Here is a 22,198-nt window from a genome sequence, read left to right as displayed (position 1 = left end):
AGGTTTGGCGAACACGCTTGCGGCCACACGGAGGGGGAGGTGGCCATGTCGAACACAAAAAACACGCAAGAGTCACAGGGTCCACAGAAGTCTCAGGACTCTCGGAATTCGAGCAAAACGAACGACGACCAGACGGCCCGGAAGCGGCCGAGTCCGATGGAAGTGCTGCGTCAGGCACGCGGCCAGCTCGCGGAGCTCACCGGCATGGAAGCCGAGTCCGTGTCGTCCTTCGAGCAGACGGAGGAGGGCTGGGCGCTGGAGGTCGAGGTCCTCGAACTCGAGCGCGTGCCCGACACGATGAGCCTGATGGCGAGCTACCAGGTGGAGCTCGACGCAGAGGGGCAGCTCACGGGATACCGGCGCGTCCGCCGCTACGAACGCGGGCGGTCCGACGCGCGCAGGCCCGGCGGCCGTTAGGCCGCCCGACCCGACCCGTACCCACACACGAGGAGGAACACCCGGCATGACAGTCGTACCGGCACAGCAGTCCGGCGGCGGAGGCGGCAGCAGCGGTCTCTACGACGTGCTTGAGCTCGTCCTGGACAGGGGGCTCGTCATCGACGCATTCGTGCGCGTCTCCCTGGTCGGCATCGAGATCCTCAAGATCGACGTACGCGTCGTCGTCGCCAGCGTCGACACCTATCTGCGCTTCGCCGAGGCGTGCAACCGGCTCGACCTGGAGGCCGGTCCGCGCAAGGACCCGGGCCTGCCCGACCTGGTCGGGGAGATGACCGAGTCCGGTGCCCGCGGCAAGTCGAAGGGGGCGCTGTCCGGCGCCGCCGAGACCATCTCCGACGCCTTCAAGCAGGCGCGGACCGAAGGCTCCGAGCGTGAGACCGAGTCGCGTCCGCGAGCCCGCAAGAGCACGTCGTCCCGCCGTAAGGAGGAGCAGGAGTGAGCACTTACGTCTACGGCATCGCCTCGAGCTCGCACCCCGGCCTCCCCGAGGGCATGAGCGGCGTCGGCGACCCGCCCCGCCCGGTGCGCATCCTGCGCGAGGGCGACCTGGCGGCCGTCGTCAGCGAGGCGCCCGACGGGCTGCGGCCCAAGCGCAAGGAACTGCTCGCCCACCAGAACGTGCTCAGCGAGGCGGGTGCGGCCGGCTGCGTGCTGCCCATGCGGTTCGGCAGCGTGGCCCCGGACGACAACTCCATCACCGGGGTGCTCGCCGAGCGCGCCGAGCACTACAAGGAGCGGCTGCGGGCCCTGGACAACCGGGTCGAATACAACGTCAAGGCCAACCACGTCGAAGAGGCCGTCCTGCACCAGGTGATGGCCGAGAGCCCCGACATCCGCGGGCTCGCGGAGGCCAACCGGCAGGCGGGCGGCGGCAGTTACGACGACAAGATCCGGCTCGGCGAGATGGTCGCGGCCGCGGTCAAGGCCAAGGAGGCCGACGACGGGGCCGCGGTGCAGCGCGCCCTGGAGTCGGCCGCCGACGACGTGAGCGTAGGCCCGGAGTCCACCGGCTGGCTGGCCAATGTGTCGTTCCTGGTGGACCGGGACTCGGCCGAGTCCTTCCTGGCCGCGGTCGAGCAGGTCCGCAAGGACATGCCGCACCTCGAGGTGCGGGTCAACGGTCCGCTGCCGCCGTACAGCTTCGTCGAGCCCGGTCCGGCCGAGCCCGCGGGCACCGTGGCGAGCGGAACGGACACCGGAGCGGGGTGACGACGTGGGCCTGATCTCTGAGGTGCTGCTGCTGCCGTTCGCACCGGTACGCGGCAGCGCCTGGGCCATCAAACAGGTGGTGCAGGAGGCCGAGCGGATCTACTACGACCCCGCCACGATCCGGGCCGAGCTGGCTCGCCTTGAGGAGCAGATGGAGGCCGGAGAGATCACGGAGGAGGAGTTCGACCGTCTTGAGGACGAACTCCTCGACCGGTTGGAGATCGCTTCGCGCGGCAGCGCGGGAACAGGCAACGGGACAACATCATGAACCGAACGGGACTGGGTCTCGCCATAGGGGCCGGATATCTCCTGGGACGGACCAAGAAACTGAAGATGGCGATGGCCGTCGGCGGACTGGTCGCCGGCAAGAAGCTGAACCTGAGCCCGCGCATGGTCGCGGATCTGGTCCAGCAACAGCTGCGGAACAACCCGCAGTTCAAGGAGATCGGCGACCAGCTGCGGCAGGATCTGCGCGGTGTCGGCAAGGCCGCTTCCGGTGCCATGGTCGAGCGGCAGATCGACGCCCTCGCCGACCGGTTGCACGGCCGTACCGCCCAGGTCCGCGACCAGCTGTCGGGCGTGGTGCCCGGCCAGGACGACGAGGCCGAGGACGCCGAGTACGAGGACGAGGAACCCGAGGACTCCGCACCCGACGAGGACGAGGAGCCTGAGGACTCCGAAGCGGAGGAGCCCGAGGAGGAAGAGGAGCCCGAGGACTCCGAAGCCGACGAGGACGAGGAAGAGGAAGAGGAGCCCGAGGCGAAGAAGGCCCCCGCCAAGAAGGCGCCGGCGAAGAAGGCGGCCAAGAAGGCTCCCGCCAAGAAGGCTCCTGCCAAGAAGGCTCCCGCGAAGAAGACGGCGGGCCGCAAGGCGGGGGCGAAGAAGACCACGCCCGCCAAGAAGGCGACCTCAGGAAGCCGGGGCGGCAGCGCCCGGTCCCGGCGGCAGAAGGGAGGCGGTGAGGGATGAGTGACACTCTCGGCTCGGCGAAGTCCGCCGCCAACGGAGCGACGAAGAACCCGCTCACAGACCTGGCTCACAGCGAGGCCGCCGACCGGCTGAAGGCCGAACTGCAGGAGTACCTCGCCGCTCAGGCCACGCGCATGCTCACCGGCGTAGGCCACAAGCTCGGCGAGACCACCGGAAAGCTGAACGACATCGCCGAGGGCAACAGCCCCGGCTTCGCCAAGCTCGCCCTCGACGGCGGCCGCAAGATAGCCGAGGGCAAGGGGCCGGTGCGCTCCGCCCTGGAGCTCGGCGGCTCACGCCTCAAGGACAAGGTCAAAGGCGCCTTCAAGGGCCTGGGCGGCAAGGGCAAGGGCAAGGGCCGTTCCGGCAACAAGCCCACCGTCATCATCGAGCACATCGATGTCGGCGTACCGCTGCGCACGGCGTACGACCAGTGGACCCAGTACCAGGACTTCAGCACCTTCGCGAAGGGCGTCAAGAGCGCGAGCCGCGACGACGACACCCACTCCGACTGGCAGGCGAAGATCTGGTGGTCCAACCGCAGCTGGAAGGCGACCACGACCGAGCAGGTCCCCGACGACCGCATCGCCTGGACCTCCGAGGGCGCCAAGGGCACCACGAAGGGCGTCGTCTCCTTCCACCGGCTCACCGACAACCTCACCCGTGTCCTGCTGGTCATCGAGTACTACCCCTCCGGCTTCTTCGAGAAGACCGGCAACATCTGGCGCGCCCAGGGCCGCCGGGCCCGGCTTGACCTCAAGAACTTCGTCCGCTTCATCACCATCAAGGGCGAGGCGGAGGACGGCTGGCGCGGCGAGATCCGCGACGGCGAGGTCGTCCGCAGTCACGAGGACGCGCTCGCCGAGGAGGAGTCCGAGGAGGAACGCCCCGAGGGCGAGGAGGCCGAGGACGAGTACGACGAGGAGGAGCCGGAGGAGGACGAGGAGCCCGAGGGCGAGTACGAGGACGACTCCGAGGCCGAGTACGACGAGGAGGCCGAGGACGAGGAGGAGCCCGAGGAGGAAGAGCCCGAGGGTGAGTACGAGGACGACGAGGACGAGGAAGTCGAGGCAGGGAGCCGGCGATGACGACGCCCAGCAGGATGCCCGAACCCTACGGTCAGGGAAGCGGTGCCAACCTCGCCGACATCCTTGAACGGGTCCTGGACAAGGGCATCGTCATCGCGGGCGACATCCGGATCAATCTGCTCGACATCGAACTCCTCACCATCAAGCTGCGGTTGATCGTCGCCTCGGTCGACAAGGCGAAGGAGATGGGCATCGACTGGTGGGAGACCGACCCGGCCCTGAGCTCGCGGGCCCGCCGGGACGAACTGACCCGTGAGAACGCCGAGTTGCGCGAAAGGCTGGCCCGGCTGGAGGAACTGGAGCCCGGCCGCGCGGAGAAGAAGGAGGCACCGTGACCGGACTGCGGTACGTCTACGCCGTCTGCCGCCCCTTCGGAACCCCGCTCCAGGCCCAGTTGACGGGTGTGGCGGGCGATCCGCCCAGGGCGCTGACTCACCACGGCCTGGTGGCCGTGGTGAGTCACGTGCCGGAGCGGGACTTCGCGGAGGAACCGCTCCGCGCCCATCTGGAGGATCTGGACTGGCTCACCGAGACCGCCCGCGCCCACCAGGGCGTGATCGACGCGCTCACCACCGTCACGACGCCGCTGCCACTGCGGCTCGGCACCGTCTTCCACGACGACAGCGGCGTACGGACGATGATGGAGGCCCGCGAAGAGGACTTCCAGCGCACCCTTGAACGGCTGGAGGGCCGGGTCGAGTGGGGCGTGAAGGTGTACGCAGAGTCCGAACCGCAGGAGAGCGCCCGGCCCGCGCAGAAGCCCGCGTCGGGCCGGGACTACCTGCGGCAGCGGCGCATGCAGACCAGGTCCCACGAGGAAATGTGGCAGAAGGCCGAGGCTTTCTCGTCCCGTCTGCACGAGGAGCTTTCCGCATTCGCGGAGGATTCCCGGACGCATCCCCCGCAGAACCCCGCCCTGTCCAAGGCGACCGGACGCAACGTGCTGAATGCCGCCTATCTCGTTCCGCGTGCGAACTCCGAGGAATTCGTGGAACTGGTCGACCGCACGAAGGGCGAGGTGCCCGGAATGCGCATCGAACTCACCGGCCCCTGGGCGGCCTATTCGTTCGCCGGGGAAGCCACATGAACAGGCGGGAGAATCCGTGACCGTAGTGGAACGCCGTGAGGTCGCCCTCGTGGACCTGCTCGACCGGCTGCTCGCCGGCGGCGTCGTGATCACGGGGGACATCACCCTGCGCATCGCCGACGTCGACCTCGTGAGGATCGACCTCAACGCGCTCATCAGCTCGGTGAACGCCCAGGTGCCCTCACCGTTCGAGGAGTTGCTGTGACCAGCCCCGACGACCAGCCCCGGTCGCGCCGCAAACATATGGATCTGGAGCCCGACACGGTCGAGCGCGACCTGGTCAAACTGGTGCTGACAGTGGTGGAGCTGCTGCGTCAGCTCATGGAGCGCCAGGCGCTGCGCCGGTTCGACGTGGGGGACCTGAGTGAGGAGCAGGAGGAGCGGATCGGGCTCACGCTCATGCTGCTCGACGAGCGGATGACGGAACTGCGCGACCGCTACGGACTGCGGCCCGAGGACCTCAACCTCGACCTCGGGCCGCTCGGACCGCTGCTTCCGCGGGACTGACCTCACACATGTCGCCCCGGGCCCTGATCCGGACCCGGGGCGACATGTGCGCATTCACCACCTGTACCAACGGCCCCTGCCGCCGGCTGCCGACGTACCGCGGACGAAGAAGCCCACCAGCCATATGACGAGAACCGCGAGTGCGATCCACCAGAGAATCTTTACTGCGAATCCGGCGCCGAACAGAATCAAAGCCAGAAGCAGCACCAGCAGGATGGGAACCATAATTCGAACCTCCTGCTTTCAGGGTGTCCCGTAAAACGGGATTCAGGCTTCCTTGCGGCAGAGAATTTCTCCGTGCAGCACGCTGAACCACCCGTCCTCCCGCGTACCCCACTCCCGCCAGGCCTCGGCCACGCCCCGCAGCCCCGCCTCGTCGGCGTGCCCGCCCTCGACGGCCCGGTCCGCGTAGACCGACGCCAGGGTGCGATCGGCCCACAGCCCGCTCCACCAGGCCCGCTCCTGAGGCGTGGCGAAGGTCCAGGTGCCGGAGGTCGCCGTGATGTCCGTGAGGCCGGCCCGCAGCGCCCAGGCCTTCAGTCGTCGTCCGGCGTCCGGCTCACCGCCGTTGGCCCGGGCCACCCGGCGGTAGAGGTCGAGCCAGGCGTCGAGTCCATCCGACGCCGGGTACCAGGTCATGGCCTCGTAGTCCGCGTCCCGCACGGCGATGAGGCCGCCGGGTTTCACGACCCGGCTCATCTCGCGCAGCGCCCGCACGGGATCTCCCACGTGCTGGAGCACCTGGTGGGCGTGGACCACGCAGAACGTGTCGTCGGGATAGTCCAGGGCGTGCACGTCGGCGACCGCGAAGCCGACGTTGGCCAGGCCCCGTCCGGCCGCGGTCGCACGCGCCTGCTCCAGGATCTCCGGCGCCCGGTCGACGCCGGTGACGTGCCCGCCGGGCACGAGTGCGGCCAGGTCGGCGGTGATCGTGCCGGGCCCGCAGCCGATGTCCAGGATCTTCATGTGGGGCTTCAGCGAAGGCAGCAGGTAGGCGGCGGAGTTGGCGGCGGTGCGCCAGGTGTGCGAGCGCAGCACGGACTCGTGGTGCCCGTGGGTGTAGACGGCGGTCTCCCGGGGTTCCGGCATGTCGGATCCCACCCCTTCCGGTCGGGTCGGCATGAGATCACCGTACGCAGGAGCGCCGCATATTGAGATCCATATCCCGCCATGTGGACTGACGGTGTGTCAGCGCCCGGTGATCGGCCGGTACACGGTCAGTGCCGCGGGGAGCTTCTCCAGCGTCACGCGGCCCGCGGGTACCCGGAGAGGGTGGACACACCGACGCTCCCGGGGCAGGCTCGGGACTGATCATCATCACCGAAACAGGGGGAACCGAGAGATGAACGCGCACGTGACGGCGGTCAGCAGCAACGGGGAGTACTCGTTCACCAAACCGAACCGGGACAGCATCACGCTGCTCGCCGGGCTCGGGGTGGAAGGGGACGTGCACGCCGGGGTGACGGTCAAGCACCGCTCGCGCGTCGCGCAGGACCCCACCCAGCCGAACCTGCGGCAGGTCCACCTCATCCACGAGGAGCTCTTCGCCGAGGTCGGCGAGGACGGGTTCGAGGTGGCGCCCGGCGAACTCGGCGAGAACATCACCACCCGGGGCATCGACCTGCTCGCACTGCCGACCGGCACGCTGCTGCGCATCGGCGCCGGCGCGGTCCTGGAGGTCACCGGGCTGCGCAACCCATGCCTGCAGATCGACCTCTTCCAGGACGGACTGCTGAAGCAGGTCGTCGGACGTGACGAGGCGGGGAACATCGTGCGCAAGGCCGGGATCATGAGCGTGGTGCGCGAGGGGGGCGTGGTCCGCCCCGGCGACACGATCGTGGCGGAGCTTCCCAGCGAGCCGCACCGGCCGCTGGAACGGGTCTGAACGGCACCCCGGGATCCGAAACCCGTTTGCCCCGGACCCCCGCGCCCCCACAGAATCGCGCGCATGGGACACCTCGAAGCCGCGCACCTGGAGTACTGCCTGCCCGACGGAAGGGCGCTGCTGGGTGATGTCTCGTTCCGGGTGGGGGAGGGGGCCGTGGTGGCCCTCGTCGGGCCCAACGGTGCCGGGAAGACCACCCTGCTTCGGATGCTCGCCGGTGAGCTCAAGCCGCACGGCGGATCCGTGGTCGTCGGCGGCGGGCTCGGGGTCATGCGACAGTTCGTGGGATCCGTACGCGACGAGACGACCGTACGGGACCTGCTCGTGTCCGTCGCGACGCCCCGTATCCGCGAGGCCGCCAAGGCCGTCGACGACGCCGAGCACGCCATCATGACCGTCGACGACGAGGCGGCCCAGCTGGCCTACGCGCAGGCCCTCGCCGACTGGGCCGAGGCCCGCGGCTACGAGGCCGAGACGCTGTGGGACATGTGCACGACGGCCGCGCTCGGGGTGCCGTACGACAAGGCGCAGTTCCGGGAGGTCCGCACCCTCTCCGGCGGCGAGCAGAAACGGCTCGTCCTGGAAGCGCTGCTGCGCGGCACCGATGAGGTGCTGCTCCTCGACGAGCCCGACAACTACCTCGACGTCCCCGGCAAGCGGTGGCTGGAGGAACGGCTGAAGGAGACCCGCAAGACGGTCCTGTTCGTCTCCCACGACCGCGAACTCCTCGCCCGCGCCGCCGAGAAGATCGTCTCCCTGGAGCCCGGGCCCGCGGGCGCCGACGCCTGGGTGCACGGCGGCGGTTTCGCCACCTTCCACGAGGCCCGGCGGGAGCGCTTCGCCCGCTTCGAGGAGCTGCGCAGGCGCTGGGACGAGAAGCACGCCCAGCTGAAGAAGCTGGTGCTGACGCTGCGTCAGGCCGCTGCCGTCAGCCATGAGATGGCCTCCCGCTACGCGGCCGCGCAGACGCGCCTGCGCAAGTTCGAGGAGGCCGGCCCGCCCCCGGAGCCGCCGCGCGAGCAGGACATCAGGATGCGGATCAAGGGCGGCCGCACCGGCATCCGGGCGGTCACCTGCGAGAACCTGGAGCTCACCGGCTTGATGAAGCCCTTCGACCTGGAGGTCTTCTACGGTGAACGCGTCGCCGTTCTCGGCTCCAACGGCTCCGGCAAGTCCCACTTCCTGCGCCTGCTGGCCGGCGACGACGTGGCGCACACGGGGGACTGGAAGCTGGGCGCCCGGGTCGTGCCCGGCCACTTCGCGCAGACGCACGCGCACCCGGAGCTGGAGGGCCGCACGCTCCTCGACATCCTGTGGAAGGAACACGCACAGGACCGCGGCGCCGCCTCCTCACGGCTGCGCCGCTACGAGCTGACCCAGCAGGCGGAGCAGACGTTCGGGCGTCTCTCCGGCGGCCAGCAGGCCCGCTTCCAGATCCTCCTGCTGGAGCTCCAGGGCGTGACGGCGCTGCTGCTGGACGAGCCGACCGACAACCTCGACCTGGAGTCGGCCGAGGCGCTCCAGGAGGGCTTGGAGGCCTTCGACGGCACGGTCCTCGCGGTCACCCACGACCGCTGGTTCGCCCGTTCCTTCGACCGCTTCCTGGTCTTCGGCAGCGACGGCCGGGTCCGGGAGACCCCGGACCCGGTCTGGGACGAACGGCGGGTGGAGCGAGCCCGCTAGGGGCTGTCGAGCTTCACGACAGCCCCTCGGAGGACATCCCCCGGGGCCCGCTCCCGGTCACTTCCAGCGCAGCAGCGCCCCGAGGCCCCCCACCGGGACCTCGCGCTCGGCGACCGACAACGCGGGCGCGTCCGTGGCCACCGCGGAGCGGATCAGCGCGTCGTCCGCCCGGGCCGGCCACGAGTGCTGCTCGCCCAGGACCTTCAGGTCCGTGCGGCGGACCGCGAGCTGGTCGGGGTCCTCCCCGATCCACACCTCGCGGTGCGCGTCGGGCCCGTCCGTCCTGATCAGCAGCTCGTCGATGCGGTGCTCGCGCGCCGCCTCGACCAGCGCGGGCACGCCCTCGGCGGCTCCGGTCCGGCCCTCGCCGTCCGGGGCGCGGGCGGCACGGAACCGCTCCAGCTCCGCCTCGGCCCGTCGCCCCACGTGTTCGGCCCGGGCCCGCTCCACGTCCTCGTCGAGCAGTCGGCTGCCGCTGCCGTGCGGCGCCTCGACCACCAGGTCGTGCAGCCGCTTGGGCAGCCGCTCGTGCACGGACCGCCGCTCCCGGTCGTCACCGACGAGAACCAGCAGGTCGGCCTTGGTCTCCTCCTGGCACACGGCGAGCGCGTCGGCGATCTCCGCGGCGTTGTGCTCCCAGGTGTTCTCCACCCGCAGCTGGAAATGCCGCTCGGACCAGTCCGCGGAACTCGTCCGGTGCACCGGCCACTGCCGGCCGGTGACGCTCCCGGCGCCCTCCCGGCCCAGCGCGCTGCGCAGCTCGAAATCGGCGCCCTTGCGGTCGACGTACGCCACCACGCACACCGGGTCCTCCCCGGCCAGCTCCAGCAGCGGCGCGACCCGCGGCAGCGGCGCCCATTCGGCCCAGTCACCGCCGCGCGGGGGACGGACCAGCGGCGGGTCGAGAACGACCTCGCCGGCTCGTGCGAAAAGGGCCCGGCCGTGCGGTTCGGAGGAGTGCCGCAGCTCCTCGATCGCGCTCTGCACGGCCCGGCAGGTCGCCTCGTCCGCTCCCTGCGCGGCCAGCTCCCTGGCCATCGCCTGGGCCGTCAGCTCCCGCTCGTGGGGAGTGCCCTCCGTGTGCCGTGAGGTGTCGACGTACACGGAGGCCCAAGGCCCGGGGTGTTCGTACAGTGGGTGCAGAAAGGCGAGATCCATGGTTCCTCCCGGATGCCGCTCGGGGGTAGTGCTCAGTTGCTCCGGGGGCGGGTACCCGGACCGCATGAACGAACACGAGGAGCGGGGCGACACGATGACCGGAGTGGACCCTGACCGGCTGGACGAGCAGCAGCTCATGAAAGAGCTGGAGACCATCCACCGCACGCGCCACGACACGCTGCTCTACGGCTCGAACGACGCGCTGCGCGCCCACAACGAGCGCATGGCGCAGCTCGAGGGCGAGTACCTGCGCCGCAATCCGCGCCGCACGGTGGCCGCGGGCCGCACACGCGAAGGGGCCCGGGAGCGGGGGAGCGGGGAGTCGGCGACTCCCACGGCCCCCGGCACCTGAGCCCCTCGAAGGACGAGACCGGAACCTGACCGGCGCGCACGCGCGCCGCACGGACCGGACCGGCCGCGACCGGCCCGGCCCGGCCCGGCGGACGGGCGGCGGGATCGTCCGCCTGGCACGCCTCGCGCCGATGCCGCTCGCGGTCGGCGGGGGGGGGGTGCCGTCAGGCGGTCTCCTGCGTGAGGACCTTCAGGCGGCCTCTTGCGCGAAGACGTCCAGGAACGTTTCGCAGAACGCCTTCAGATCGTCCGGCTTGCGGCTGGTGACCAGCTTGTTCGCCCCGTGGTCACAGACCTTGACCTGCTTGTCGACCCAGGTGCCGCCCGCGTTGCGGATGTCCGTCTGCAGGCTCGGCCAGGACGTGAGCTCCCGGCCGCGTACGACGTCCGCCTCGACCAGCGTCCACGGCGCGTGACAGATCGCCGCGACGGGCCGGCCGTGCTCGAAGAAGTCCCGGACGAAAGCGACGGCCTTGTCGTCCATCCGCAGGAAGTCCGGGTTGGCGACGCCTCCCGGCAGCACGAGAGCGCCGAACGAGTCCGGCGAGGTGTCGCCCACGACCTCGTCCACGGGGAACGTGTCCGCCTTGTCGAGGTGGTTGAAGGCCTGGATCTCACCCTGCTGCGTCGACACCAGGACGGGCTCGTGACCCGCGTCCTTCGCGGCCTGCCAGGGATCGGTCAGCTCGACCTGCTCGACGCCCTCGGGCGCGACCAGAAACGCGATACGCATGATGCTCGATGTCCTTTCCTGTTGCGTTTGTCCTTTTTGCGGCCCGCGCGCACGCACCGCAGCAGCTCTTCGCCGTACGGCAGCAGCACACACGTGCCGATCGCGGCGGCGATGCCCGCCAGGTAGCCGGGCGACAAGGGCCGCCGGCGCGGCACCAGCCGCCACGCGTCGGGGTCGCCCCTGCCGCCGCGCACGAGCGAGGCGACCTGGTCGGCGTGCAGGCACATCAGGGCGGCCAGGGCCCCGAACGGCAGCGACTCCAGGAAGCTGTGGATGTGCTGCTCGATCGGCTTGACCTCGCGCTCGCTCTCCACGGCCGTACGGACGTCCCACAGCGCCGTCGCCTCGTGCACCGCGGCCCCGCCCAGCTGCACGCTCAGCAGCAGCGGATTGACCTCGTAGCGCAGCGTCAGTGCGATCGGGATGCCGACCTCGGCCATCATCAACGAGTGGATCAGGGACTCCTTGGTCCCCGCGGTGTCCTCGATGCGCGTCCGCCGGTGCATCACCCAGTCCGCCACGCCGGGGACGAACCAGCTGGGCAGCAGCCCGTAGAGCAGATACCGGGTCGTGGCGTCACCGACGTCGACGGTGACGCCGGTGGAGCTGATCCGACTGGCCTGGTCCGTGCTCATGCATCACCCCGGGCGTCGGGCTCGGCCCGGCTGATGTCGGCGAGCGCGGACGCGGGGTCCTCGGCCTCGGCCACGTCACCGAGGCTCACGATGCCGACCGGCAGCCCGTTCTCCACCACCGGCAGCCGGCGCACCGCATGCTCACGCATCAGCGTCACGGCGGTCCCCACCCGGTCGTCCGGCGTCACCGTCACGGGATTGCGGGTACACACCGCCTGCGCGCTGACCGTCATGGGGTCGGCGCCGTCGGCGACGGCCCGTACCGTGATGTCACGGTCGGTGAGCACGCCGATCACGTCCTGCCCCTCGGCCACCACCACATCGCCGATGTTCTGCGTGCGCATCAACTGCGCCGCCTCGACGAGCGAGGCGTCCGGGCGCACGGCGACCACACCCGCTGTCATCACGTCCTTGACGTACTCGGCCCTCACTGGCGCCTCCCCTCCGTTCCCAGGACGGTGGGGGGCGTCGCGGCCTCCCGCGACGCCCCGACACGGTCCTTACGCGTACTCCTCCGGCCCGGTCTCACGGGCCCGGATCAGGGCCTGGGCCAGTTCCTGGACGTTGCCGTAGCGCTCCTGGCGCGGCAGTCCCTCCAAGCCCTCGACGAGGACGTCGGGCGCCTGGTGGCCGCGCAACTCGCGGGCCAGCTCGCGCGCGCTCGCGGGGAACGCCCTGCGGCCCAGGATCCGGGCCAGTTCCAGCCGCACCGACTCCAGGGACGTCGGCGCACGGCTCGGGGTCACCGGCCCGTGGGCGACCTCGGGGTCGTCCTCGGCGGCCGGCTCCGGGTCGTGCCACTCCTCACTGCGTGTGGGATGCCCCGACCTGAGCAGGCCCTGCAGTTCGTGCTTCATCTCGTCGTCCCGGTGGACGCTCAGCCGGTCGCTGCCTCGCTGCATGTCTCCCTCCAGACGTTCGGGGGCCCGCACCGCGTACCCGAACACCGGAGGGCGACACAGGTTCCGCCACGCCGATCGCCGCCGTCCGTACTGGTTTGCGCCATGCCCTGCGGGAGACCCGGATCCCACCCCCCCACACACTTCTGGGGAAGGACACGTCATGGCGATGCTCGCGGTGCTCATCCCGCTGCTCATGCTCGGAGTGGTGCTGGTGCTGGGCCGTTACGAGGAGTTGCTGCTGCCGCAGGAGGACGCCGAACGGCGCGAACCGGCCGCCCCCGCAGCCGTGGCGGCCACCCCTTCTCCCGCCCCGGCAGGAACTCACGCACCATCGCCCTGAAGCCCCTCCAGACGTCCGGACGCTCCAGCCGCGGGTTCTCCCACTCGCTCACCGCTCTCCCCCCCGCACGGCGAGAAGGCCGTTGACGCCACCGCCGGAGCCGGCGGTACGAGTCACCCTGCGCGATGGCGGAGGACCTCTCCGGGTTTGCGGGTGGGGCCCGGGGGCAGGCGCCCATGAGTGCTTCGGACAGGAGGCACGTCCGTGGGAGCGGCGAGCGAGCCGCACCGGAGCCTCTGTCCCAGAGCCCGATCGCGCTCCCACGGTGACCGTCCAACCCAGTGCACTTTCAAGGGAATTGCGACGCATCATGCCGACTCGATCCAGCACGAAGCACCCCCACGACGACGCCCCCGACACCGCCGAGGCCTTCCGCAGGATCACCTCCATGCCCGCCGGCCCGGAGCGCGACAAGCTCCGCGACGAGATCGTCCAGGCCTGGCTGCCCATGGCGAACCGCCTAGCCGGACGCTTCCACAGCCGCGGCGAGAACGTCGAGGACCTGCGCCAGGTCGCGGCCCTCGGCCTGGTCAAGGCCGTCGACCGGTACGACCCCGACCGCGGCAACGCCTTCGAGAGCTACGCCGTGCCGACCATCACCGGCGAGATCAAACGGCACTTCCGCGACCACATGTGGACCCTGCACGTACCCCGCCGCGTCCAGGACCTGCGCAACCGCGTGCGCTTCGCCGGTCAGGACCTGTCCCAGACCATCTCCGGACGCCGGCCCACCGTGGCCGAGATCGCCGAGCACGCGGACATGAGCGAAGAGGACGTCCGGGCCGGCCAGGAGGCACTGGAGAGCTTCACGGCACTCTCCCTGGACGCGGAGCTGACCGGCAGCGAGGACGGCTACTCGCTGAGCGACGCGCTGGGGTCCTGCGACCCGGCGCTGGACACGGTCGTCGACCGCGAGGCGGTGCGGGCCCGGCTGGCGGCGCTGCCCGAGCGGGAGCGGGCGATCCTGTACATGCGGTTCTTCGGGGACATGACGCAGAGCCGGATCGCCGAGGAGCTGGGAATCTCGCAGATGCACGTCTCCCGGCTGATCAGCCGGTGCTGCGGACGGGTACGGGAGCAGGTCATGCGGGACGCGGCCTGACACACGGCACCGGGACTTTCACCCGGTTGGAGGGCGCCGTCCCGCTAATGGGGTCCGGTCCCGCGCGGGCCCGTCGGCGGCGGGCTGTCATGGCAGAGGGGTATGACTACCGAAGGAGTCCCCTCGATGCGCCGCAGCCTGCACGCCCTGTCCGTCGCCGTCCTGGCCGGCTCAGCACTGCTGGGCTTCGCGTCGGCCGCGTCCGCCGAACCGGCCGCCGAGGTCAGTCCCGCCACCGTCCAGCCCGGCGGCACGCTCACCGTCTCGGTCAGCTGCGATCCGACCGGGGGGCCGCCGCCCGACACCATCGACGCCACCTCCGAGGCCTTCGACGAGGGCACGGTGGCGCTGCAACGGGTCACCGGCAACGACGACGAGGTGTCCGGCCCCGCCTACCGCGGCACGGCCCGCATCGCCTCCGCGGAGAACTTCGAGGGCGACCCGGACGCCCCGGCGGAGGACTCGGCCTGGAGCGTCGAGGGCACCTGCCCGGCCGCTCCCGGCGGTGAGGGCACGACCTGGAGCGCGACGTTCACCGTGGCCCACGGCTCCGGGCCCCACGAGCCGTCGCACAAGCCCACCCACGAGCCCCCGTACGACCACCCCACGCACCCACCCACGCACAAGCCCTGCCCCGAGCCCTCGTACCACCGCGAAGCGCACCACACCGAGTGCGGCGGGTCGGCGGCCCGGCGCGGGGTGCGGGCCGGTGACGGCGGTGCCTTCACCGACTCCGTGCCCGCCCTGGCCGCCGGCGGGGTGCTGATCGCGGGCGCGTTCGGCGCCGCCGTGCACCGGCTGCGCACCCGGGAGAGCGACCCCCGCCGCTGACCCTCCGGGCCCTTCCACCGTCCCGGAAGGGCCCGGCTTCCCCGCCACGGCCCGCTCATGCTGTGACCGTCACGACCCGGCCGGGCGCCCATGGGGCGGTGGAACCCTGGGTACTCAGTGCCCGAGGGCCCGAGCCGCACCGTACGGCGCACGCGCCCGGGGCGACATCACACGGCGGCACCAGACACTGGCACTGCGGAGGTACGGATGCGGCGGACGGCCCCGGAAGGTCACGGCCCCGTCCGGTTCGGGCCGCCGCTCCCCGAGGACGGGCTGCCCGTCCTGCCGGAGCTGTCCGCGGTGCTCGCCGCCGCCGCGTCCCGGGGCGACCACGAGCCCGTCGGCGGCGGCCGTGCCCTGCGCGAAGCCGCCTGCGGCTACTGGGACCGGCGCGGACTGCACTGCGACCCGGACCGGGTGGCCGCCGCCCCCGGATCGCCCGCCCTGCTGCTCGCCCTGACCGCCGCCCTCGGCGGCGACGTCCTCGTACCGAGACCCTGCGCCGCCTGGTGGGCGCCGTACGCCCACCTGCTGGGCCGCCCCGTCTTCCATGTGCCCACCCCGCCGGAGAGCGGCGGTGTACCCGACCCGTACGCCCTGCTGGAGACCGTGCGCCGGGTCCGCGCCGAGGGCGGCGACCCGCGCCTGCTCGTGATGTCCGTCGCCGACGACCCCACCGCCACCGTCGCCCCTCCCGAACTGCTCCACGAGACCATCGAGGCCGCCCAGGGGGAGGGCCTGCACCTCGTCAGCGACGAGACCTGGCGCGACACCCTGCACGACCCCCACGACACCGTGCTGCTCAGCCCCGCCGAGATGGTGCCAGACCGGGTCACCGTCGTGACCGACCTGGCCGGTGCCCTGCTCCCGCCCGGCTGGCCCGCCGCAGTGGCCCGCTTCCCGGCCGGTGAGGACGGCGCGGGCCTCCACGCGCGCGTGCTCGACATCCTCACCGCCCTCGACGCCCGGGTCGCCGCGCCCATCGCCGCGGCGGCCGGATACGCCCTGGGAGAGCCGGAAGCGGTCACCGCGCGCGTGGCCACCGCCGTGCGCCTGCACGCGCTCCTGGCCGCCGAGGCGCACACCGCCGTCGTCGCCGCGGGAGCCCTCGCCCGGCCCCCGCGCTCCGGCCGTCACCTGTATGTGGACTTGGCCCCGCTGCGCCCCGCGCTGAGCGCGCACGGCGTCGGCGACGCACAGGAACTGGAGGACTTCCTCGGCGCACGCCTCGGCATGCCCGCCCCGGGCGGTCACCGCTTCGGCGACGACCTCGAAGCCCCGCGCGTGCGGCTCTCCACCGGCGCACTGGTGGCCGGCTCCGGCACGGAACGCGCGGAATGCCTCACCTCACCCACGCCGTTGGAACTGCCGCAGGTGAACCGTGCGTTGAGCCGACTGAAGTCGGTCTTCGACGATCTCCGCGACGACGCTCAGCGATGGGAGCCTCCTCGATGACGCAGCAGTCCGAGTCGACCACCAGCACGACCACCCGGGAAGCGGACGAGCCCGGGCTCCCGTCCCCCCTCGCACCCCCGCACCCGCCCCTGGCCGAACCCCGGCCGCTGGCCGAGCGGCGGGTGTGGCCGCGCACCTTCCACGACCGGCTGACCGCACCGCTCCCCGGTCTGAAGGCCATGGCCCGCTTCGCCCGGGAGGGCGCGGTGAGACCGGGCCCCGAAGGCCTCGCCGACATCCCCCGGCTGCCCTACGCCCCGGCCCCGCTGCCCCGCGTGGACGCCCGCACCGTCGCCGTCACGTGGGCGGGGCACGCCAGTTGGGTGCTGCGCATCGGCGGGCTGACCGTCCTCACCGACCCGGTCTGGTCCCGCCGCATCCTCGGCACCCCGGCCCGGATCACGCCCGTGGGCGTCCCCTGGGAGGACCTGCCGCGCGTCGACGCCGTCGTCATCAGCCACAACCACTACGACCACCTGGACGCCCCCACACTGCGCCGCCTCCCGCGCGACACCCCGGTGTTCGTCCCGGCCGGGCTCGCCCGCTGGTTCCACCGCCGCCGCTTCACACGCGTGACCGAGCTCGACTGGTGGGAGGCCGCCGAACTGGACGGCGTCCGCTTCGACTTCGTCCCGTCCCACCACTGGTCCAAGCGCAGCCTCACCGACACCTGCCACAGCCTCTGGGGCGGCTGGGTCCTCACGGACCGGGAGGGGCAACGCGTCTACTTCGCGGGCGACACCGGCTACGGCCACTGGTTCTCCCGCATCGGCCGCCGCTACCCCGGCATCGACCTGGCCCTGCTTCCCATCGGCGCCTACGATCCGCGCTGGTGGCTCCGCGACGTCCACTGCGACCCGGAGGAGGCGGTCCGCGCGGCACAGGACCTGGGCGCGCGCCGGATGGCCCCCATGCACTGGGCGGCGTTCGTCCTGTCGGCGGAGCCGGTCATGGAGCCCCTGACGCGCGTGCGGGCGGCATGGGAGCAGGCGGGGCTGCCCCGCGAGGACCTCTGGGACATGCCGGTGGGCGCCTCCCGGGTGCTGTCCGGGAACTGACCTCAGGTGCGCGGGGAGCTGCGCACCCGCCGCCACACCGCCGGCACCGCGCTGAGCAGCAGCGTCAGCGCGATCGCCGCCACCACGCCCTGCCACGGCTCGGCGAACAGCGACCCCCCGAGGATGCCGATCAACTGATACGTGGCGGCCCAGGCCAGACAGGCCGGCAGGTTCCCCCGGGAGAACCTCCGCAGCGGCCACTCGGCCAGCAGACAGGCCAGCATCACCGGGATGCGCCCCGCCGGCATCAGCCGGGACAGCACCAGCACCGCCACCCCGTGGGCGGAGAGCTTCTCCTGCGCCTGCTCCAGCCGGTCCTCCGGCGCCCGCGACCGGAGGGCCTCCAGCCATCGCGAGCCGTTCTTCGACTTCAGCCCGCGCCGACCCAGCCAGTACAGCGCCGCATCGCCCAGGAACGCCGCCAGCGACGCCGTCACGAACACCAACGCCAGTGAGAAGGGCGCCGTCCGGTGCACGGCGACCACCGCCGCCGAACTCACCAGCGCTCCCGTCGGAATCACCGGCACCAGCGCCCCGGCCAGCACCAGCACGAAGAGCGTCGGATACCCGATCGCCTGCTGCGTGGACTCCGGGACCAGGGACGCCGGGGTGACGGCCGACGCCGCGAGCAGGGGTGCGAGCGCCAGGGGCGCGGACCAGCTCACCGCGCGGCCTTCACACGCACGCTCTCCCCGTGGCCGAGCCGGTGCACCGCCACCTCGGGCGCGTCCCGGGCCGCCAGCCGGACGAACTCCTCTCCCGGAGCGTGGAACTCGTGGGGGCGCACGGCGTCCATGCCGATCGGCCAGTACGTGCCGTAGTGCACCGGCACCGCGGTGTGCGGCGCCAGCCGTGCCAGCGCCTGCGCCGCCCGGCCCGCGTCCAGGTGTCCCTCGCCCAGGTAGGGCCCCCAGCCGCCCACCGGCAGCAGCGCCACCTCGACCGGACCGACCTCCTTCGCCATCTCGTCGAACAGCCCGGTGTCCCCGGCGAAGTACGTCCGGGCCTCGCCGGTTATGACGTAGCCGAGGGCGGGGGAGCGGTGCGGTCCGAACGGCAGCCGCCGCCCGTCGTGGCGCGCGGGCACGGCGCGTACGACGATGTCGCCGACCGAGGTCTCGTCCCCGGGGGTCACCTCGCTCACCCGCAGGTGCGAGAGCCGGCGCAGACCCGGCACCGCCCGGCGCGCGCCCCGGGGCACGAGCAGGCGCGTGCCCGGAGCGAGCCGCATCAGCGACGGCACGTGCAGATGGTCGGCGTGCAGATGCGACACCAGCGCCACATCCGCGTGCGGGGCGCCCGGGGGCGGCAGCGCTCCGCGCCGGCGCCGCAGGTGTGCGAGCCGGCGTGCGAACAGGGGATCCGTGAGCACGCGCACATTCGAATCCTCGACGGTGCAAGTGGCGTGACCCCACCAGGTGATCTCCACCGGCACTTCTTTGCCTCCTTCGCGCGACTCCCCCGAAGCCTACGTGCAGGAGTAGGGTCGGCGGCGAAACCGGAGGTGAGGGGGACGCCATGGTGCCGGTGCGGGTCACGGCGATCGCGAGTCTGACGCCGCTCGAGGAGCTGGACGACGATCCGTTCCTGGTCGACTCCCGCAGTCAGCACGCGATGTGCGCCCGCTGGGCCGCCGAGCGGGGCTACGTGGTCAGCCGGGAGTTACTGGTCCGGGGGCTGCGGCCCGACCACGGCGCCCTGTGGGACGGCGTCCGGCCCGGCCTCGACCTGTTCGTCGCGCCCAGCCGGCGGGTACTGGAGAGTGCGCTCGCCTCCGTCGAGGAGTTCACCGCCGAGTGCGCGCGGCGTGGTGTACGCGTCGAGACGGTGGGGCATGCGGAACCTGCGTACGACGCGGCGATGAAGGCCTGTGTGCACCGGCGGCTGTCGATGCCGACGGCCGGCTACGACGGCCGCTGACGTCCTCCCACACCGGGGTGTGACCTGGGGACGAAACCGCCCGGCCGGGCGTTGAGACACTGTGGGGGAGGCCCGCGACGGCTGCGGGCCAGGGACGTGAGGTGGCTGGGCGTGCGGGGCGTGCGGTGGCGGCGGGCCGCCAGTCAGGTGGGGCGGAGCGTCGCCGTGTGGGCGGTCTCCACCGTCACCATGCTCGTGCTCGCCGGGATCCTCCCGGACTTCCGGCTCCGCTCGGAGAACGGCGACAGCGCCACGGACATAGCCGTCACGGCGGCCTTCGGCGCCGGCGCCTTCGGTCTGCTGTCGGCCGTGGTGTGGCCGCTGCTCGTGCGGCTGCTGCTGCTCGTGCCGGCACTCGTGCTGGGGCTGCTGGTGTTCTTCCTCAACGGCGCCCTGCTGCTGCTCGCCCTGCACCTGAACCCGGCCGAGCGCGGCGCCGCCGCGCCGGAGACGGCCGTCGTGGTCGCCGCCGTGATGTCCGCCGTGGCGTCCGCGACCGGCGCCGCCCTGGCCGTGCGGGACGACGACGCCTACCGCCGCAGGCTGTACCGCCTCTCCGACCGCCGCCGCCGCTCCGGACCGCCGTCCCCCGCCGGCGCCGGCACGGTCTTCGTGCAGCTCGACGGCGTCGGCCACGACACCCTGCTCGACGCGGTCGGCAAGGGCCTGATGCCCACCGTCGCCCGCTGGCTCGACATAGGCGACGGTGGCCGACCCACCCATCGGCTCACCCCCTGGCGCACCGACTGGTCCAGCCAGACCGGCGCCAGCCAGCTCGGCCTCCTGCACGGCAGCAACCACGACGTCCCCGCCTTCCGCTGGTACGAGAAGGACACCCGCGAGGTGGTCGTCTGCAACCGCCCCACCAGCGCGGCCGAACTCCAGCGCCGCGCCGTCGAGTACGCGGGGCACGGCGGGCTGCTGACCGTCGACGGCGCCAGCCGCGGCAACCTCTTCAGCGGCGGCGCCGAACAGCAGGCCCTCGTCCTGTCCATCGCGGCCCGCCGCCGCAGCCGCGAGAACCGTTCCCGCGCGGGCTACTTCGCCTACTTCTCCGACCCCGCCAACGCGGTGCGCACCGCGCTGTCCTTCTGCGCCGAGGTGGGCCGGGAGGTCGGCCAGTCCACCCGGGCGCGCCTGCGCAAGCAGCGCCCGCGCGTCTCCCGCGGCGGGCTCTACCCCCTCGTCCGGGCCTTCGCGACGGTCGTCGAACGGGACGTCGTCGTGGCCGCGGTGACGGGCGACATGCTCGTCGGCCGTACGGCCGTCTTCGCCGACCTGGTGGCCTACGACGAGGTCGCCCACCACTCCGGCCCCGCGAGCCGCGACGCGCAGAAGGTCCTCGAACGCCTCGACCGCTCGCTCGCCCTGATCGAGAACGTCGCCGAGCACGCCCCGCGTCCGTACCGGATCGTCGTGCTGTCCGACCACGGCCAGAGCCCCGGCGAGACCTTCCGCGCCCGCTACGGCCTCACGCTCGGCGACCTGGTGCGGGCCGGCTGCGGCATGCCCGTGCCGCGCGGGGCGGAGCGCACCCGCAGCGGGGCGGAGGCCCGCGCCGCCGTGCGCGCCGCGCTGCCCTTCCCGGTCGCGGAGGGCGGCGAGCGGCACCCCCCCGAGCCCGGCTCGGAGCCGATCGTGCTGGCCTCCGGCAACCTCGGTCTGGTCTCCTTCCCTGACGTCACGCACCGGATGAGCAAGGAGGAGATCGACGCGCGCCACCCCGCGCTGCTGCCGACCCTCGCCAACCACCCGGGCGTCGGCTTCCTGCTGGTCCGCAGCGACCGGCACGGCGGTGTCGTCCTCGGTGCGTACGGCGTCGAGATCCCGCTGGCCCGCCTCGACGACGACCCGGGCCCGCTCGCCCCGTTCGGCCCCGGCGCCGCCGACGCGATACGCCGCACGCACGCGTTCCCGCACACCGCCGACATCATGGTCAACTCCATGTACGACCCGGCGTACGGCGAAGTCCTCGCCTTCGAGGAGCAGATCGGCTCGCACGGCGGCCTCGGCGGCGCCCAGGGCAGACCCTTCCTGCTGTCCCCGCTCGGTGTCTCCGCGCCGGTCGCCGAGGGCGAGGAACTCGTCGGCGCCGAGCACGTGCACAGGGTCCTGCGGCGCTGGCTGCGCGAGTCGAACGGACCGCAGGTGCCGCTGGAGGCCACCGAGGAGGAGCGCGCCGCCTGAACTCCCTTCGAAGCGCCTGGTCCCGCGGGCAGCGCGACCGCCGTTCACCGCCAGAGGGCAGGTCGTCCGCGTGAGTTGAGCCGTAGTGTGATCGGATGGGGGACACGGGGCCCGGAGACGGGCCCGCACGCGAGTCCGTACGCGAAAGGAAGAACTCGTGGCTACCACGCGCTCCGCACACACGGTCTGGGAAGGCAACCTGCTCGAGGGCAACGGTGTCGTCACCTTCGACTCCTCCGGCGCCATCGGCGAGCAGCCGGTCACGTGGGCCTCGCGCGCCCAGGAGGCGAACGGCAAGACCAGCCCCGAGGAGCTGATCGCGGCCGCCCACTCCAGCTGCTTCTCGATGGCCTTCTCCAACATCCTCAACAAGGCCGGGACGCCGCCCACCAAGCTCATCACCTCGGCCGACGTCTCCTTCCAGCCCGGTGAGGGCATCACCGGCATCCACCTCACCGTCGAGGGCACCGTCCCCGGCATCGACGAGGCTGCCTTCCAGGCCGCCGCCGACGAGGCCAAGACCGGCTGCCCGGTCAGCCAGGCCCTCAAGGCCACGCCCATCACGCTGACCGCCAAGCTCGCCTGATCCGCCGCACGCCCGTCGCGCGGGCCCGCCCACCAGGGGCGGCCCGCGCGTCG

The 22,198-nt window shown here is 72.1% G+C and carries 30 protein-coding genes; 21 read left to right on the top strand and 9 right to left on the bottom strand.

Annotated elements, in window-relative coordinates:
* Positions 1-45 precede the first annotated feature (45 nt).
* Genes BJ965_RS06235 through BJ965_RS06190 form a run of 10 tightly spaced genes read left to right on the top strand, consistent with a single transcriptional unit; the run spans position 46 to position 5,319 of the window.
* Positions 46-417, top strand: coding sequence for a gas vesicle protein GvpO (locus tag BJ965_RS06235; RefSeq protein WP_184916839.1), 372 nt, complete (start codon positions 46-48; stop codon positions 415-417).
* Positions 418-463: 46 nt separating this feature from the next.
* Positions 464-898, top strand: a complete 435-nt coding sequence (locus BJ965_RS06230) for a gas vesicle structural protein GvpA (protein ID WP_030843829.1) — start codon at positions 464-466, stop codon at positions 896-898.
* Positions 895-1,668 (top strand): GvpL/GvpF family gas vesicle protein, encoded by a 774-nt coding sequence (locus BJ965_RS06225; RefSeq protein WP_184907748.1) that lies wholly within the window; start codon positions 895-897, stop codon positions 1,666-1,668. Before BJ965_RS06230 ends, BJ965_RS06225 begins: the two co-directional genes overlap by 4 nt.
* A gap of 4 nt (positions 1,669-1,672) precedes the next feature.
* Positions 1,673-1,936 (top strand): gas vesicle protein GvpG, encoded by a 264-nt coding sequence (locus BJ965_RS06220; protein ID WP_184907747.1) that lies wholly within the window; start codon positions 1,673-1,675, stop codon positions 1,934-1,936.
* Positions 1,933-2,637 carry a DNA primase gene (locus BJ965_RS06215; RefSeq protein ID WP_184907746.1) on the top strand — a complete coding sequence of 235 codons (705 nt, stop codon included), beginning with the start codon at positions 1,933-1,935 and terminating at the stop codon, positions 2,635-2,637. The genes BJ965_RS06220 and BJ965_RS06215 overlap by 4 nt, the downstream gene beginning before the upstream one ends.
* Complete coding sequence (locus BJ965_RS06210) at positions 2,634-3,725, top strand: SRPBCC family protein (RefSeq protein ID WP_184907745.1); 1,092 nt, start codon at positions 2,634-2,636, stop codon at positions 3,723-3,725. The genes BJ965_RS06215 and BJ965_RS06210 overlap by 4 nt, the downstream gene beginning before the upstream one ends.
* Positions 3,722-4,060, top strand: a complete 339-nt coding sequence (locus BJ965_RS06205; RefSeq protein ID WP_031108661.1) for a gas vesicle protein — start codon at positions 3,722-3,724, stop codon at positions 4,058-4,060. The genes BJ965_RS06210 and BJ965_RS06205 overlap by 4 nt, the downstream gene beginning before the upstream one ends.
* Positions 4,057-4,812 carry a GvpL/GvpF family gas vesicle protein gene (locus BJ965_RS06200; RefSeq protein ID WP_184907744.1) on the top strand — a complete coding sequence of 252 codons (756 nt, stop codon included), beginning with the start codon at positions 4,057-4,059 and terminating at the stop codon, positions 4,810-4,812. Before BJ965_RS06205 ends, BJ965_RS06200 begins: the two co-directional genes overlap by 4 nt.
* A 16-nt stretch (positions 4,813-4,828) precedes the next feature.
* Complete coding sequence (locus BJ965_RS06195; RefSeq protein ID WP_003994122.1) at positions 4,829-5,017, top strand: gas vesicle protein; 189 nt, start codon at positions 4,829-4,831, stop codon at positions 5,015-5,017.
* Positions 5,018-5,055: 38 nt separating this feature from the next.
* Positions 5,056-5,319, top strand: coding sequence for a gas vesicle protein K (locus tag BJ965_RS06190; RefSeq protein WP_030843810.1), 264 nt, complete (start codon positions 5,056-5,058; stop codon positions 5,317-5,319).
* A 54-nt stretch (positions 5,320-5,373) separates the two neighbouring features.
* On the opposite strand, the gene BJ965_RS06185 is transcribed toward BJ965_RS06190, so the two are convergent.
* Together BJ965_RS06185 and BJ965_RS06180 are read right to left on the bottom strand one after the other, a co-directional pair.
* On the bottom strand, positions 5,374-5,544 hold the full coding sequence (locus BJ965_RS06185; protein ID WP_030843806.1) for a hypothetical protein: 171 nt from the start codon (positions 5,542-5,544) through the stop codon (positions 5,374-5,376).
* 42 nt (positions 5,545-5,586) lie between these two features.
* On the bottom strand, positions 5,587-6,408 hold the full coding sequence (locus BJ965_RS06180; protein WP_184916836.1) for a class I SAM-dependent methyltransferase: 822 nt from the start codon (positions 6,406-6,408) through the stop codon (positions 5,587-5,589).
* A gap of 253 nt (positions 6,409-6,661) precedes the next feature.
* Between BJ965_RS06180 and BJ965_RS06175 the strand changes: the two genes are divergently transcribed.
* Both BJ965_RS06175 and BJ965_RS06170 read left to right on the top strand, forming a co-directional pair.
* Positions 6,662-7,204, top strand: coding sequence for an MOSC domain-containing protein (locus BJ965_RS06175; RefSeq protein WP_184907743.1), 543 nt, complete (start codon positions 6,662-6,664; stop codon positions 7,202-7,204).
* Between the two features lie 63 nt (positions 7,205-7,267).
* Complete coding sequence (locus BJ965_RS06170; RefSeq protein ID WP_184907742.1) at positions 7,268-8,887, top strand: ATP-binding cassette domain-containing protein; 1,620 nt, start codon at positions 7,268-7,270, stop codon at positions 8,885-8,887.
* Positions 8,888-8,944: 57 nt separating this feature from the next.
* On the opposite strand, the gene BJ965_RS06165 is transcribed toward BJ965_RS06170, so the two are convergent.
* On the bottom strand, positions 8,945-10,045 hold the full coding sequence (locus BJ965_RS06165) for a baeRF2 domain-containing protein (RefSeq protein ID WP_184907741.1): 1,101 nt from the start codon (positions 10,043-10,045) through the stop codon (positions 8,945-8,947).
* A gap of 64 nt (positions 10,046-10,109) precedes the next feature.
* On the opposite strand from BJ965_RS06165, the gene BJ965_RS06160 reads away from it, so the two are divergent.
* Entirely contained in the window at positions 10,110-10,397 is a 288-nt protein-coding gene (locus tag BJ965_RS06160; protein ID WP_184907740.1) for a DUF6158 family protein, read from the top strand.
* A gap of 189 nt (positions 10,398-10,586) precedes the next feature.
* Here the strand turns inward: BJ965_RS06160 and BJ965_RS06155 are convergent, their stop codons facing one another.
* From BJ965_RS06155 to BJ965_RS06140, 4 genes are all read right to left on the bottom strand, one after another.
* Entirely contained in the window at positions 10,587-11,129 is a 543-nt protein-coding gene (locus BJ965_RS06155) for a type 1 glutamine amidotransferase domain-containing protein (protein WP_030843792.1), read from the bottom strand.
* Complete coding sequence (locus BJ965_RS06150; RefSeq protein WP_184907739.1) at positions 11,078-11,764, bottom strand: diguanylate cyclase; 687 nt, start codon at positions 11,762-11,764, stop codon at positions 11,078-11,080. The genes BJ965_RS06155 and BJ965_RS06150 overlap by 52 nt, the downstream gene beginning before the upstream one ends.
* Positions 11,761-12,168 (bottom strand): CBS domain-containing protein, encoded by a 408-nt coding sequence (locus tag BJ965_RS06145; RefSeq protein WP_184916833.1) that lies wholly within the window; start codon positions 12,166-12,168, stop codon positions 11,761-11,763. Before BJ965_RS06145 ends, BJ965_RS06150 begins: the two co-directional genes overlap by 4 nt.
* Before the next feature lie 96 nt (positions 12,169-12,264).
* Entirely contained in the window at positions 12,265-12,666 is a 402-nt protein-coding gene (locus BJ965_RS06140; protein WP_184907738.1) for a DUF2795 domain-containing protein, read from the bottom strand.
* Between the two features lie 160 nt (positions 12,667-12,826).
* Here BJ965_RS06140 and BJ965_RS06135 point away from each other — a divergent pair, with 160 nt between their 5' ends.
* The 5 genes from BJ965_RS06135 to BJ965_RS06115 all read left to right on the top strand — a co-directional run bounded on the left by BJ965_RS06135 (position 12,827) and on the right by BJ965_RS06115 (position 17,452).
* Positions 12,827-13,006 carry a hypothetical protein gene (locus tag BJ965_RS06135; protein ID WP_184907737.1) on the top strand — a complete coding sequence of 60 codons (180 nt, stop codon included), beginning with the start codon at positions 12,827-12,829 and terminating at the stop codon, positions 13,004-13,006.
* Positions 13,007-13,316: 310 nt separating this feature from the next.
* Positions 13,317-14,108: an RNA polymerase sigma factor SigF gene (locus BJ965_RS06130; protein WP_184907736.1), complete on the top strand. Its 792-nt coding sequence runs from the start codon at positions 13,317-13,319 to the stop codon at positions 14,106-14,108.
* A gap of 126 nt (positions 14,109-14,234) precedes the next feature.
* Complete coding sequence (locus tag BJ965_RS06125; protein WP_184907735.1) at positions 14,235-14,939, top strand: hypothetical protein; 705 nt, start codon at positions 14,235-14,237, stop codon at positions 14,937-14,939.
* 207 nt (positions 14,940-15,146) lie between these two features.
* Complete coding sequence (locus BJ965_RS06120) at positions 15,147-16,394, top strand: aminotransferase class I/II-fold pyridoxal phosphate-dependent enzyme (RefSeq protein WP_184907734.1); 1,248 nt, start codon at positions 15,147-15,149, stop codon at positions 16,392-16,394.
* The gene (locus BJ965_RS06115; protein ID WP_184907733.1) at positions 16,391-17,452 is read left to right on the top strand and encodes an MBL fold metallo-hydrolase; all 1,062 of its coding nucleotides are present in this window, start codon (positions 16,391-16,393) and stop codon (positions 17,450-17,452) included. Before BJ965_RS06120 ends, BJ965_RS06115 begins: the two co-directional genes overlap by 4 nt.
* Positions 17,453-17,454: 2 nt before the next feature.
* Here the strand turns inward: BJ965_RS06115 and BJ965_RS06110 are convergent, their stop codons facing one another.
* Both BJ965_RS06110 and BJ965_RS06105 read right to left on the bottom strand, forming a co-directional pair.
* Positions 17,455-18,117, bottom strand: a complete 663-nt coding sequence (locus BJ965_RS06110; RefSeq protein ID WP_184907732.1) for a DedA family protein — start codon at positions 18,115-18,117, stop codon at positions 17,455-17,457.
* Complete coding sequence (locus BJ965_RS06105; RefSeq protein ID WP_184907731.1) at positions 18,114-18,887, bottom strand: MBL fold metallo-hydrolase; 774 nt, start codon at positions 18,885-18,887, stop codon at positions 18,114-18,116. Before BJ965_RS06105 ends, BJ965_RS06110 begins: the two co-directional genes overlap by 4 nt.
* A gap of 83 nt (positions 18,888-18,970) precedes the next feature.
* Between BJ965_RS06105 and BJ965_RS06100 the strand changes: the two genes are divergently transcribed.
* The 3 genes from BJ965_RS06100 to BJ965_RS06090 all read left to right on the top strand — a co-directional run bounded on the left by BJ965_RS06100 (position 18,971) and on the right by BJ965_RS06090 (position 22,145).
* The gene (locus BJ965_RS06100; RefSeq protein ID WP_030843767.1) at positions 18,971-19,372 is read left to right on the top strand and encodes a hypothetical protein; all 402 of its coding nucleotides are present in this window, start codon (positions 18,971-18,973) and stop codon (positions 19,370-19,372) included.
* 111 nt (positions 19,373-19,483) lie between these two features.
* Complete coding sequence (locus BJ965_RS06095) at positions 19,484-21,559, top strand: phage holin family protein (protein WP_184907730.1); 2,076 nt, start codon at positions 19,484-19,486, stop codon at positions 21,557-21,559.
* Between the two features lie 157 nt (positions 21,560-21,716).
* Positions 21,717-22,145 (top strand): OsmC family peroxiredoxin, encoded by a 429-nt coding sequence (locus BJ965_RS06090; protein WP_030843761.1) that lies wholly within the window; start codon positions 21,717-21,719, stop codon positions 22,143-22,145.
* Positions 22,146-22,198 lie beyond the last annotated feature (53 nt).

Source organism: Streptomyces luteogriseus, from assembly GCF_014205055.1.
Lineage (GTDB): Bacteria > Actinomycetota > Actinomycetes > Streptomycetales > Streptomycetaceae > Streptomyces > Streptomyces luteogriseus.
The sequence above is the reverse complement of the archived record's forward strand: the minus strand, read 5'-3'. Positions and strand labels throughout refer to the sequence as shown.